Source organism: Mesorhizobium sp. M7A.F.Ca.CA.004.12.1.1 (assembly GCF_003997835.1).
Lineage (GTDB): Bacteria > Pseudomonadota > Alphaproteobacteria > Rhizobiales > Rhizobiaceae > Mesorhizobium.
Window position 1 is genome coordinate 1 of sequence record NZ_RZRK01000070.1, and the last position, 13,000, is coordinate 13,000.

Consider the following 13,000-nt stretch of genomic DNA (forward strand, 5'->3'; position numbering starts at 1 on the left):
CGTCATGGCAGACCGCACGGCCTCAACCAGCGGATAAACGATCACCAGAACCAGAAGTATGGCGATCGGCGCCAACAGCAAATAGGGCAGCCCTTCAAAGCTTTGGCGTCGCCTCTTCGAACGAGCTATGTCCCTCCACTCAGCAGTTACTGAAACTTCGCTCAAATGCGCGACCTCCAGCATGCGCGGACACCAGGGCGGTCGAATTCAGCATTGGGATAGTTGGCTGGACGCGGGCTCAGAGCCTTCGATGGGATGGACCTCGTCGCATTCCACGATGTAAGGCGTGAACGCGGAAGACTTGTCGATATCCAAGTGACACAGCCGGTCCGCCCCCGGAGCGGACATCTCAAGACTGGCAAAAGGATGGCGGCGTGATTGGTCCCAGCGTGAGCCTAGGCTGCGAGCTGGTTCTTCACGAATGCACCATCCTTCATGATGGCGGACATGTAGCGGCCTTGACTGCCCAGCGCAGACAGATCCTTCACGGGATCCTTGTCGACCACGAGGAGGTCGGCAAAGGCGCCTGCCGCGATCGTGCCGACCTTGCCTTCCATACGGACGAGTTCGGCGGCGGTAAGGGTTGCCGATTTGATCACCTCGATCGCCGGCAGCGCCTCCGCGCGGATCAGGAACTCTTCGGACTGATAGCTGTGCATCGAGCCCAACACGTCGGTGCCGTAAGCCAGCTTGACGCCGGCTGCCCGCATCGTCTCCAGCGATTCGGGACCTCTTGCGCGCACCCATTTCAGGCGTTCCACAAAGCCGGGATCCAGCTTCAGCGCATCGGCCTCGCGGATCTGCGCTTCATAGGCGGCGATCGTCGGCGTGACGATCGCACCTTGCTTCGCAGCGGTGGCAGCGGTTTGAGGGGTAATAAGTGTCGCGTGTTCGATCGAATGAATACCGCATTCGAGTGCACGTGCGACGGCCTCGTCGGTGTGGGTGTGCACCGACACATACATCTTGGCCTTGTCGGCTTCGTCCTGGAACGCGCGCAGCTCATCCATCGAATAGCCGAGATATGGCCGAGGAAAATGGGAGGATGCCGCGCCGCCATTGGCCATCACCTTGATGAATCTGGCGCCCTTGCGAACCTCGTCGCGAGCGGCACGGCGGCAGTCGTCGACGCCGTCAACGATGCGTCCTACCGAGCCGAGTTGGTCGAGTTGACGGTCGCCACTGATCATGTCGTAGCGCGTCCGATAGTCCGAATGGCCGCCGGTCTGCACCATGGCCTTGCCGCAAATGACCAGGCGAGGACCTTCGATAAGACCCTGCTCTATCGCATGGACCTGAGCCACAGTCGCGCCGCCGAGGTCGCGTACGGTGGTGAAACCGCGATTGAGCATGCCCTTCAATATCCGCACCGAATGATAGGCGACGAGTTCGTTTGGCAGAAACGAGTTTTCGGCCGGATCGGCAACTCCGGAATTGATGTGCACATGGCAATCGATCAGGCCCGGCATCACAGTCTTCCCGCGCAGATCGAAGCGATGCGCGTTGCTATCCCGGATCGGCTTGTCTGAAACCTCGTCGATAACATTGCCGCTGACGCGGACGAAACGGTCGTGCTCGCCGTCCTCATTGGAGCCGTCAACGATCCGCGCGTTTTCGAATATGTAGGAAGGCATCAGCAGTCTCCTTGTTGGATCGGTGCGCCGCCACGTGCGCCGCGGAATTTGACGGGCGCTACGGTCAGTAGGTTGCCCTGCCGCCGGAAAGATCGAACACCGCGCCGGTGGTAAAGGAATTCTCCTCTGACGCTAGCCAGCAGATCATGGAGGCGGCTTCGCCAAGTTCGAGCATGCGGCCGCGCGGAATCTTGGCAAGCATGTACTCGATGTGTTGCGGTGACTGCTCCATTGCCCCAGGCGTCTTGGCAACCGCCGGAGTGACGCAGTTGACTGCGATGTTCTGCCCTGCGAGTTCCTTGCCCAGTGACTTCGTCAAGGCGATCACGGCTGCCTTCATGGAGCTGTAGGCGACCGCGTTGGGGTTGCCCTCCTTGCCGGCAATGGAGCTGAGGTTGACGATGCGCCCGTAGTTAAGCTCCCGCATATGAGGGACGATGGCGCGGCAGCAGTTGAAAGTCCCTATCAATCCCACACTCAGGACCTGTGCGAAGGCCTCGGGTGGATATTCCCAGGTCGGCATGTTCGGCCCGACCAACGCCGCATTGTTGATCAGTATGTCGATCTTGCCAAACCGTTCCAGCGTGTGTGCAAAGCCCGCTTCCACCGACGCGAGGTCGCCAATGTCAGTCTCAATCCCAAGCACGTCGCGGGTTCGTCCAAGCTGATTGAGAGCCTTTTGCAACGCAGCGCCATCGCGATCCCAGATCGCTATCCTGGCACCGGATGCCAGCATCCGCTCGCTGACTGCGAACCCGATGCCCTGCGCTCCGCCCGTGACAATCGCTACGCGCTGCTCAAGATCATATCGATTCATGGTCGAAGACGCACTCTGATTGAATTATTGATTGAAGCATGTTCCACGGGGGAACCGGTGGCGATTTCGCGACAAGCGCGTGCCAGAACGTATTGACTGCGATGGCCTTTCGCAAAAGACTTCGTTTGGAATGGCTGCTTCGCGATCCGCGATGATGCCCTTGCGACAGTTGCATCCGTGCGGTCAACAGCTATTAGCAGTGACTGGCTGCGTGTTTCGCAGGCCTGACATGGATGGAATATGCCGGAGAGGGGGAGCTACATTGCGTTTTGACCTTCTTTCGCTTCAGCTGTTTGTCGCCGTTTGCGAAGAGCAGAGTATCGCCAAGGCGGCCGATCGCGAGCACATCGCGGCATCGGCGGTGAGCAAGCGGATTTCCGATCTCGAGATACGCCTCAGTACGCCTTTGTTTCACCGCAGCTCGAAGGGACTGGAGCTGACCGCGGCAGCGCAGGCGCTGCTCCACCATGCGCGCGTCGTGCTCCGCGACTTGAAGCAGATGGAGATTGAGCTTGCCCATCACGCCAGTGGCGTCAGCGGGCAGGTCCGCATTTTTGCGAGTGTTTCGACGATCATCCAGCATCTGCCGTCGGATCTGAGCAACTTTCTGGGGACGCATTCGGCCATTCGAATCGATCTGGAGGAGGGCACCAGCCAGCAGGCCGTGGACGCGGTGGCCGAGAACGCTGCGGATATCGGCGTCTTCGGTGGCGTCGTGCCCCGTCGCGGTTTGAAATACATCCCGTATCGCAGCGACCGCCTCGTGGTGCTGGCTCACAGGGACCACCCGCTAAGCTCGCAAACTTCCGTCAAGTTCGCCGACCTCCCGGATTATGACCTGATCGGGCCAAGCAGGGGAAGTTTTCTGGATATGCTCGTCATTCGCGCCGCGGCTGAGCTGAGCAAACCGTTGAAAATGCCAATCCGGGTCAACGGGTTCGAGACGGTGTCGACAATGGTAGAGGCGCAGATGGGCGTCGGCCTCGTGCCGGCGGGATGTGCCGCCCGTTATGTAACGGGTGGCATGCTTGCGGCAATCGCGCTCGACGAGCCTTGGGCAGTCAGGCAGTGGAACATCTGCGTTCAGGACAGTCAGGGCCTGCCACCACCCGTGAAGCTGCTGTTGAAGCACCTTACCAACAGTTGAGAGGCTGGTCCGCCGGCTAACCGGTGCGTCGCGTCCGACGATGCGAGCTTTCCAAAGGACGACTTCGAAGGGTCCGGGTCGGCCCATATAAGTCCTGCCGCAGAGAGGGCCGAGCGAATGCGCCCGCCTCTTCAACTCAATTTCGAAAGGCAAGGCCTTGAAGATAGTAGTGCTCCCAGGAGACGGGATCGGTAAGGAAGTGACCGCGGAGGCAGTAAGGGCGCTGCACGCGGTCATCGGTAGTGAACTCCCGCTCGAACTCACAGAAGCCGTAATCGGAGGTGAGGGGCTGGAGCGCTTCGGCGATGCCCTGCCGCCTGATACCCTCGACATCTCACGCAAAGCTGATGCCATTCTGCTTGGCGGAACCGGCGTTCCTGAGGATGAGAGGCGAGCGCCGAGCGAGGGGGCCGGTTACGGCCTGCTCAAGCTGCGCAAGGCCCTCGGTCTCTATGCTAACTTCCGCCCGGTCGTGCTTTATCCCGAGCTTGTGGACGCCTCCACACTCAAGCCCGAAATTGTCACGGGGGTCGATCTGATCATCTTGCGTGAACTGACCGGCGATCTCTATTTCGGCCAGCCGCGTGGTGTCTCTCGTGACGAGACTGGCGCGCGTGTCGGCATCAACACGATGCGTTATACCGATGCCGAGATCGAGCGCATAGCGCATGCGGGCTTCCAGGCCGCCGCGAAACGACGTAAGAAACTGTGTTCGGTTGACAAGGCAAACGTCCTTGAAACGATGGCGCTGTGGCGCGAGGTCGTTATCGAAGTCAGCAAGCAGTATCCCGATGTGGAATTGACGCATCTCTACATTGACGCGGCGTCCATGGCCTTGATCCGGAATCCCAAGCAATTCGATGTTGTCGTGACGGGCAATGTCTTCGGCGATATCCTCTCCGATGCGGCGGCCATGTTGGCCGGCTCAATCGGAATGCTGCCGTCGGCCTCCCTCGGCGATCACAACAAGGGCCTATACGAACCGGTCCATGGCACCGCGCCGGACATCGCTGGCAAGGACTTGGCGAACCCACTGGCCGCAATCCTTTCGGTTGCCATGATGCTCCGGCAGTCGTTTGGCCGCGACCAGCACGCTTCGCGTATCGAGCAGGCCGTACGGTCAGTGCTGCGCGAGGGGTATCGGACCGCAGACATCTATCAACCCGGCTGCAGGAAGATCGGCACGAGGGCCATGGGTGAAGCAGTTGTCGAGGCGATCCGCAAGCAGAAGGTTGGCGGGGAGGCGGAATTTGCCTGACCGGCCGCTATGACCTGCTGCTCTCGCGGCAAGTCGGTCGCGTCCGCATCGCCGATTGCGACGACAGGTCACCAAACCGAGACTTACTTCGGTTGACTGACCAGCGGTACTCGAAGGCAAGCCAGACATGTTCGAGCGACGTCACGTGGCCGAAGAGGGCTGAATCAGCCGCCGAACATCATAGGTGCCGGGCCGTAGCGACGGACGGCGGATCGTGAGAGCCGAGGGACGGCAGATGAAACATGGCGGTCCTTTCGAACTTGCCTTCGGTCGTGGATTGCTGAAGCTGGCATTGCCGCAAGGCGCGGAGCCGACAGTAATCCGGAAGGCGTTGTTGCCAAAACTCTTCGACGCCTCTTCAGCAATTGCATCCGCCTTCGCGAATCCGATTGGCTCCGAGCCTTTAGCCCGTCTGGTGGTCGGGCGTCGGAGCGCCTGCATCCTTATCTGCGACATCACGCGCCCGGTGCCGAACCGGCTATTCCTACGCGTCATGATCGAGACAATGATTAAAGGCGACATTCCCGCGGACAGGATCGATGTGCTCGTTGCCACCGGCCTTCATCGTCCGAACGAGGGTGTGGAACTGGAGGAACTGGTCGGCGATCCTTGGGTTCTGAAGACCGTCCGCGTCACCAATCATTTCGCACGCAACGAACACGACCACGTCGATCTGGGACATACGCAGACGCGTGGGACACCGATCCGGATCAATCGGCTTTTCGCGGATGCGGACCTCCGTATCGCTACAGGCCTGGTCGAGCCCCATTTCATGGCAGGCTGGTCCGGTGGTCGAAAGGTTGTCGCCCCCGGCGTTGCCGGCCACGAAACCATCCGCACCTTCCACTCGGCGCGTTTCATGGAAGACCCGCTGTCAGTCCAGTGCAATCTGGTCGGCAACCCGCTCCATGAGGAACAGTTGCAGATCGTACGCAAGGTTGGCGAAATCTATGCGTTGAACACCGTGCTCGATGAAGATCGCGATCTGGTTTGCGTGACCTTTGGCGAGATCATAGCCAGCCATCTGGCTGCGGTCGATTTCATCGCCGACACGACGATGATCGACGTGCCGCGCCGGTTCAAGACCGTGGTGACGTCGTCTGCAGGCTATCCCCTCGACAAGACCTACTACCAGACGATCAAGGGTATGGTGACGCCGATCGACATTCTCGACCCGGGCGGGACGCTGATCATCGCCTCGGAATGTTCGGAGGGCTTTGGCAGCCACGAATTCCGCCAGGCGCAAGCGCGCTTGGTGGAGATGGGACCCGAGCCATTCCTTGCCACGCTTACGGCGAAGACGCTTGCCGACATCGATGAATGGCAGACGGAGATGCAGCTGAAGCCGATGCGGGTGGGCAAGATCCAGCTCTACACGACCGGGCTAGATCGCGAGGAACGCCGCATCACCGGAGTTGAACTGGTCCCCTCGGTAAACGACGCAATCGCGGCCAGTCTTGAACGCCATGGCGACCCCGCCGTTGCCATCATCCCGGAGGGACCATACGTCATTCCGATCTATCGGCGGGCAGGACTGTGAGACGCGTCCACCTCGATGCAGTCGGCGGCATCGCCGGCGACATGTTCGTCGCGGCAATGCTCGACGCGCTGCCTGACCTGCGAGAGCGCGTACTTGCCGACGGCGCTGCAGTGCTTCCGGTTGAGGCCGGTGGCATTGCCTTCGAGGAAGGCGAGAGCCTGTCGATGCGCGTGCGGCGCTTCGGTCTGGTCGCGAAGCGCGCGATTTCGGCTGCAGCGCCACACGCCCATGCGAACGCATATGGTGATGATGATGGCCACCATCACCATCACGATCGCAACCAGATTCCTGATGAAGCGCATGCAGGTAGTTTTGCTGACATGGTGGCACGCATCAAAGCCGCGGATCTCCACGATGGAACGGCTGCCAGGGCCATTGCGATACTGACGATCATTGCCGAGGCGGAGGCGGCCATCCATCGCGTGCCGGTCGAAAGGGTACATTTTCACGAGATCGCCGACTGGGACTCCCTGGTTGACGTCGTCTGCGCCGGCAGCATCGCAGCGGCGCTCGACAAGACGGTGTGGAGTGTCTCGGCTCTGCCGCGAGGCGGTGGCCTTGTGCACACCGCCCACGGGCTGCTGCCCGTTCCCGCGCCTGCCACGGCCGCGATCCTGACCGGTTTCGAATGGCGCGACGACGGGATATCAGGCGAGCGCGTGACGCCGACCGGCGCGGCGATCCTTAAACATCTCACAGCGCCTGGTGCTGGCGGCACGTCTGGCCGGCTTGTGTCGTCCGGAACAGGCGCGGGGACGCGGCACCTGCCCGGGATGCCGAACATTCTTCGCGTTCTCGTCCTAGAGAACGAAGTCTCAACTCCGAGCGACACCATCAGTGTCATCGAATTCGAAATCGACGACATGACCGGCGAAGAGATGGGCGTCGCCTGCGATCGCCTCAGGGCAACGGACGGCGTGTTGGATCTCTCCGTGGGGCAGCGCCTCGGCAAGAAGGGGCGTCCCGCCTCGTCGTTCCGGCTTCTGGCGAGACCGGAACTGGCCGATCAGGTGACGGCCCGGTGTTTTGCCGAGACATCGACAATCGGCTTGCGCCTGCGGGAGGAACGCCGGCTGGTCCTCTTCCGGGAAAACGTCAAGGCTGCCGGACTTGCCGTCAAGGCGGTCCTCCGGCCATCGGGCATCACACGCAAGGTGGAAAGCGATGCCCTTCGAGGCGGAAGCCTTGCCGAGCGCCGCGCCATGAAGTGGCAGGCCGAGACGACCGACGATGAATGACATTGCGCCGGCACAGCGTCTTGACCGCGTTCTTGACCGTTTCGAACAGCTCGCCATTGCTGTCAGCGGCGGCGTGGATTCAGTGACGCTGGCAGCCTTCGCACATCGCAAGCCGGGCCTTGCGGTGACGGTAATCCATGCCGCCTCACCAGCCGTTCCGGAAGAGGCGACGGCACGCGTGCGGGGTCTGTCAGATACCGAAGGCTGGACGACCCTCGTCATCGGAACTGGCGAGTTCGAGGATTCACGCTATCGGGACAATCCCTCGAACCGCTGCTATTTCTGCAAGACCAATCTCTACGATCGGATACGCACACTGACGCCGCATGTGATCGCGTCGGGTGCCAATCTCGATGATCTCGGCGACTATCGTCCCGGGCTGCTGGCTGCCGCCGAGCGCCAGGTGGTACATCCCCTCATCGAAGCGGAAATGGCCAAGGCCGACATTCGCGCGCTTTCTCGCGAGCTTGGCCTGGGCTCTGTCGCCGAATTGCCCGCCCAGCCATGCCTGGCAAGCCGCGTCGAGACGGGAATAGCGATCGATGCCCGCGACCTCGCATTCATCGAGAAGGCCGAGCGGCATCTGGCTGACATTGCCGCCAGTGGCGTTACGTTGCGCTGCCGGATTACGCGGTCAGGCGTGGTTCTGGAACTCGGCGACGGCGTGTCCGCGCAGAAGCATCTGCTGGTCGAGATCACGCAGCGGCTTTGCGCCGAGGCAGGACGCGTCTTCGTGGGCGCCCGGCCCTACAGCCGCGGCGCGATGTTCATGCGCCCATGAACGACTTTCAACTCGACTGGCAACGCAGCAGGCGCACCGGAGTGCCGGAGGCGGTGCTATGTGAGCATAAGAGCCCGACCCAGGTGGCCGCCATCATCGTCGCTGCTTCCGAGAAAGGAGAGCGGCTGTTGTTCACGCGTCTCGACGAAAGCCATTTTCTGGCGCTCGATTTCGCCATTCGCAGTGCACTTGATTATGATCCACTGTCGCGCACTGCGGTGCTGGGCGGGTCCATGCCCGTTGCAAGCACAGGTGTGGGCATCGTGGCGGCGGGCACGTCGGATATGTCGGTCGCACGGGAAGCCGCCCGAGCGCTCTGCTTCAACGGCCATGACGCGCCTATCGTCGCCGATGTCGGTGTCGCCGGATTGTGGCGGCTTACTGAAAGGCTCGACGAAATCCGGATGTTTCGGGTTGTTATCGCTGTCGCCGGCATGGAAGGCGCGCTCTTCAGCGTGCTCGCCGGGCTGATCGCGGCGCCGTTGATCGCTGTACCGACATCTGTCGGCTACGGCGTGGCCGCCGGCGGATATGTTGCGCTCAACGCAGCGCTCGCGAGTTGCTCGCCGGGAGTTGTGGGGGTCAACATCGACAATGGCTTTGGCGCAGCGGCAGCCGCGGTGAAGATGCTTTCAATGCGTTGACGCACCAGCCTCGTTAAGCGCGATGCGCGCGTTCCGATATAGAGCAAACAATCGATTTTGCCGGTGCTAGAAAGGCGTGGCGCCAGCCAAACTGGTCTGCCCCGCCAAATCATCGGAGGTCCCCACGACAATGCAGTTCGACTTCTCCGAGCTGAAGCCGCTTGACCGGCACAAACTTCTATCCTCGACGATCACGCCACGGCCGATCGCATGGGTCACGACCGTCGCGTCGGACGGGGTGCGCAATGCAGCGCCATTCTCGTTCTTCAATGTCTTCAGCGAGGATCCCCCTGTCGTCGGTTTCAGCATCGTCGACCGGTCTGCAGGCGACAACAAGGACACAGGACGCAATATCCGGATGTCGGGCCAATTCGTCGTCAATCTGGTCGACGAGGATCGGCTGGACCAGATGAACATAACCGCCGCCGAGTTTGCGCCGGAAATCGATGAGTTTTCGCGCTCCGGGCTTGCAGAGGAAGCTTCAGTGACGATCGCCGCGCCGCGAATTGCCGAGAGCCCCGTCTCCATGGAGTGCGTGCTGCACAGCATTGTTCCTCTCGGGGTATCGCGCTCGCTCATCCTGGGAACGGTCCAGATGATGCATATACGCGACGACATGCTGATCGACCCGGTTCGCTTCCATGTCGATACACAAAAATTGCGCCTTGTCGCCAGGGCACAAGGAAACACCTATGTCCGCACGACAGACGCGTTTGAGTTGCCGAGAATCTCGGCGACGTGACAGGGCCGGCGGTTCGCAAGCCTGACGAAGTCGCAGCCCCTGTCTCTCAGTCAACATTGGCGCGCGCAACCGCAACTATTTGAGCCCAAATCCCCGCGCCTTCAGGAAGTCCGTGAGCACGTGCCTGCCGGTCAGTGCAGCAACGTCCTTTATCCGCGCCGCGGTCTGTTCAGTCCAGTCGATGTTGCGCATGTTCTGTTCGGCCTGGAATTCCCGCATGCGTGCCTCGTAGGCCGCCATAAGCTCCGGGTCGATTTGGGTATACCGCTCGCGGTGGAGGATTATGCCTTGCGGCAGGCGCGGCTTGACGTCTGTTGCCACCGCCGGATCGGGGCGGCCGACTGTCATGCCGAACACGACCATCGATTCGTCGGGCAGTCCCAGTTCGTTGGCGACGGCCTGAGGGTCGTTACGCATCGCGCCTATGTAGCAGCAGCCGAGGCCGAGCGACTCGATTGCAACAGCGGCATTCTGCGCTGCGAACGCGGCGTCCGCGATGGCAAAGATGAATGCCTCGATGTAATCGAGTGCGACACCGGCATGTCCCCGCTCATCGCTGATCGCACGCAGGCGAGCCAGATCGGCGACGAAAACGAGCAGCAGCGGCGCGTCATGGATGTGCTTCTGGTCCGCGGCGTAGCCGGCCAGCCGCGCCTTGCGATCCTTGTCCTCGACCGCAATGACGCTCCAAGCTTGGAGGTTGGAAGTTGAAGCCGCCGACTGTGCGGCCGCCACGACGAGCTCAAGGGTATTTGCGGGAAGGGGCTGGTCGAGGTAGTAGCGCACCGACCGGTGCGACAGCATCACATCCAGCGTGCTGTTCCAAGTGACGTGGGACAATTCTTCGGCGAGAGCGGGATCACGGTAGCGCGTACCGACGCGTTCACGTGCCGCTGTACCGTCGGCGACGCTGTTTCGCTGCTTGCTGGTCATCTGATTGTCATCCATCTGGTTGTTTGGCTTGATCCGCCTGGGATTCTTGCCGAGGTCAAATAACGCCCTCGTGCTTGAACGAGCGGATCTGTGCTGTTGAGTGGCCGAGGAGTTCACCGAGGACATATTCGTTGTCTTCGCCGTAACAAGGCGCTCCGCGGTTGATCAATCCGCCTGCATGCGCGGGTGTGCGGCCAAGTTTGAACGGCACTTCGGCCACGGGCCACGTCCCGATCCTTGTCCCAGGCACTTCGGTCAGCCACTCCAGCCTCCGCAACTGCGGATCGTGATCGCAGCGATCCTCCGCCGTCTGGCATACGCCAGCGGCCACGCCAGCTGCTTGCAAGCGGCTCATGCAGTCATAGGCCTCAACGCCCTCGGTCCACGTTCCAACCACCTTGTCCAGTGCATCCTGGTTGACAAGACGAGCCGCAATATTGGCGAAGCGTGGATCGGTTAGCCATTCAGGATGGCCCGCGGCATGGGCGAGCGCCGCCCATGACCGCTGGTCGCAGCACGAGATCGCGATCCAGCGATCCGCCCCCTGGCAACGATAGGCGCCATGCGGCGCGGCATTGCCATAAGGGGAGCGGTTGCCGGTACGCTGCCACACTCGCCCGTTTGCCGACCAATCAAGGATGGCCTGGCTGGCAAGGAAGATGCCCGCTTCGCATTGGGACGCATCGATATGCTGACCCTTGCCGGTGACCGAGCGGTAGTACAGCGCACCGAGGAGCGATTGGGCGAAGCCATAGGCCCCCATCCAGTCGAGATAGGAATAGCCCCACCCGGCAGGCATCGCCGGTTCGGCAAGACCGGACATCTCGTTCATCCCAGCAAACGAGGCAGCGATAGGCCCAACGGTGCGCAGTCGGCCATAGGTGCCGTAACTGCCCATGCCGGACTGCTGGACGTAGATGATATCGGGACGGATGCTGCGCAGGACGTCATACCCCAGGCCTAACCGATCGAGGACGCCCGGAGAGAAGCCTTCGGCGACGACGTCGGAGATTGCGATCAGCCGCTTGGCGATATCGATACCTTTCGGGTGGCGGATATTGAGCGAGAGCCCGCGCTTGCCCGCGTTCTTATTGTTGAACTGGCCGCCCATGTCGGGATCGCTGACGCCCGGCAGTGGGCCGGTCGCGGCCTCGCGCGCCGTGCGGCCCCCAACGGGTGCCATTGCGGCGAGGCGTGTGTCTGGGTTTTCCTTCCATTCGACCTTGATGCACTCGGCGCCAAGCGCAGCAGCAAAGCGCGTTCCGCCCGCCGAAGCAAGAAACCATGAGAAGTCAAAGATGCGGACGTTCTGCAAAGGAAAGGGACGATTGCGTGCTGAGAGCGCCGGTTTCAGGGTCGCCTCTGCCGCTACCTTTGGCGATGCCTGCCTTGAGGTGTTGCTCACTTCGTCCGTATGCTCACCGCGCAGCGGCGCGCGCTTGCCGGCCTGCCATCGTGTTTCCGAACTCAGCCATTTGCTTGTGGCATAATGGAAGCTGCGCCCAAGTTCAGGGTGATCGACCTTGGTGATGGCGCCGCGCTTCAGCCAATGCTCGTCTTGTGCATTCTCATGCGGCTTGCGCACCGGTGCCCAGAGCAATCCCGCTGCCTGAGCTTCTTGCCAGGGCGTCGCGTCATATGTGTGGGCGCGGACGAAACGCTGAACCACTTCCAGCGTGTGCGAGGTGGCGTCGTCCATCTTCGACGAGCCCGGGACGCTGCGTGCGTTGAAGTCCGCATCGGCTGTGGGCGCCTCGAGGTCCGCAGCCATGTCGAAACGCTCGAGGAACGGCACGAGATTGGCCTTGTCACGGGCGCCAACACCCCAGGTCATGTACCAGCGACCATCTTTGGTGTGACTGATGTTGGGGACACGCGACACTGCCTCCAGGGCATGACGGCATGTCAGACGATGGAGCGGCGCTCGGCGCATCACCCATGACATCAGATCGATCTCGGTGCTCTTGGCCACCGCCTCATGGATGGCACAGGAGATATCCTGACCGAGACCCGAGGTGGTCCGCTCGATCAGAGCGGCAAGAATGCCAATCATGAGTTGCTCACCGGCAATATGGTAGGCATGCCAGATTTGCGGTGCGATAGGCGGTAGGTCGTACTGTTCCGATGGATCCGGATCGTAGCCGCAATTCATCATGACGCCGCCGAGCGCCAGATGAACCAGGTCCGACCCCTTGAAGGTACTCCAAGGGCCGTCATCGCCGAAAGGCGTCATGCGGGCGATGACGGCCCTTGGAGTACCTTCAAG

At 61.4% G+C, this 13,000-nt stretch carries 11 protein-coding genes and 1 pseudogene; 7 read left to right on the forward strand and 5 right to left on the reverse strand.

What is annotated here, in order from left to right; all coding sequences use genetic code 11:
* From EN984_RS38140 to EN984_RS06010, 3 genes and pseudogenes are all read right to left on the reverse strand, one after another.
* Positions 1 to 183 (reverse strand): annotated as a pseudogene (locus tag EN984_RS38140) (hypothetical protein); the annotation flags it as partial.
* Positions 184 to 395: 212 nt separating this feature from the next.
* On the reverse strand, positions 396 to 1,634 hold the full coding sequence (locus tag EN984_RS06005; protein ID WP_206517404.1) for an amidohydrolase family protein: 1,239 nt from the start codon (positions 1,632 to 1,634) through the stop codon (positions 396 to 398).
* Positions 1,635 to 1,698: 64 nt separating this feature from the next.
* Positions 1,699 to 2,451, reverse strand: coding sequence for an SDR family NAD(P)-dependent oxidoreductase (locus EN984_RS06010; protein WP_024504891.1), 753 nt, complete (start codon positions 2,449 to 2,451; stop codon positions 1,699 to 1,701).
* Between the two features lie 262 nt (positions 2,452 to 2,713).
* On the opposite strand from EN984_RS06010, the gene EN984_RS06015 reads away from it, so the two are divergent.
* The 7 genes from EN984_RS06015 (at position 2,714) to EN984_RS06045 (ending at position 9,801) form a co-directional block, all read left to right on the forward strand.
* Positions 2,714 to 3,598 carry a LysR family transcriptional regulator gene (locus EN984_RS06015; protein ID WP_032899521.1) on the forward strand — a complete coding sequence of 295 codons (885 nt, stop codon included), beginning with the start codon at positions 2,714 to 2,716 and terminating at the stop codon, positions 3,596 to 3,598.
* 139 nt (positions 3,599 to 3,737) lie between these two features.
* Positions 3,738 to 4,856, forward strand: coding sequence for a 3-isopropylmalate dehydrogenase (gene leuB / locus EN984_RS06020; protein ID WP_348627433.1), 1,119 nt, complete (start codon positions 3,738 to 3,740; stop codon positions 4,854 to 4,856).
* A 277-nt stretch (positions 4,857 to 5,133) separates the two neighbouring features.
* Positions 5,134 to 6,396, forward strand: coding sequence for a nickel-dependent lactate racemase (gene larA, locus EN984_RS06025; RefSeq protein WP_236382676.1), 1,263 nt, complete (start codon positions 5,134 to 5,136; stop codon positions 6,394 to 6,396).
* Entirely contained in the window at positions 6,393 to 7,634 is a 1,242-nt protein-coding gene (locus EN984_RS06030; protein WP_256754936.1) for a LarC family nickel insertion protein, read from the forward strand. Before larA ends, EN984_RS06030 begins: the two co-directional genes overlap by 4 nt.
* Entirely contained in the window at positions 7,627 to 8,415 is a 789-nt protein-coding gene (locus EN984_RS06035) for a potassium ABC transporter ATPase (protein ID WP_024504896.1), read from the forward strand. The genes EN984_RS06030 and EN984_RS06035 overlap by 8 nt, the downstream gene beginning before the upstream one ends.
* Positions 8,412 to 9,059, forward strand: coding sequence for a nickel pincer cofactor biosynthesis protein LarB (gene larB, locus EN984_RS06040; RefSeq protein WP_127383662.1), 648 nt, complete (start codon positions 8,412 to 8,414; stop codon positions 9,057 to 9,059). Before EN984_RS06035 ends, larB begins: the two co-directional genes overlap by 4 nt.
* 130 nt (positions 9,060 to 9,189) lie before the next feature.
* On the forward strand, positions 9,190 to 9,801 hold the full coding sequence (locus EN984_RS06045) for a flavin reductase family protein (protein ID WP_024504897.1): 612 nt from the start codon (positions 9,190 to 9,192) through the stop codon (positions 9,799 to 9,801).
* Positions 9,802 to 9,876: 75 nt separating this feature from the next.
* Here the strand turns inward: EN984_RS06045 and EN984_RS06050 are convergent, their stop codons facing one another.
* On the reverse strand, positions 9,877 to 10,734 hold the full coding sequence (locus tag EN984_RS06050) for a nitroreductase family protein (RefSeq protein ID WP_024504898.1): 858 nt from the start codon (positions 10,732 to 10,734) through the stop codon (positions 9,877 to 9,879).
* Between the two features lie 55 nt (positions 10,735 to 10,789).
* A partial coding sequence (locus EN984_RS06055; protein WP_164765387.1) for a CoA transferase occupies positions 10,790 to 13,000 on the reverse strand: 2,211 nt, incomplete at its 5' end.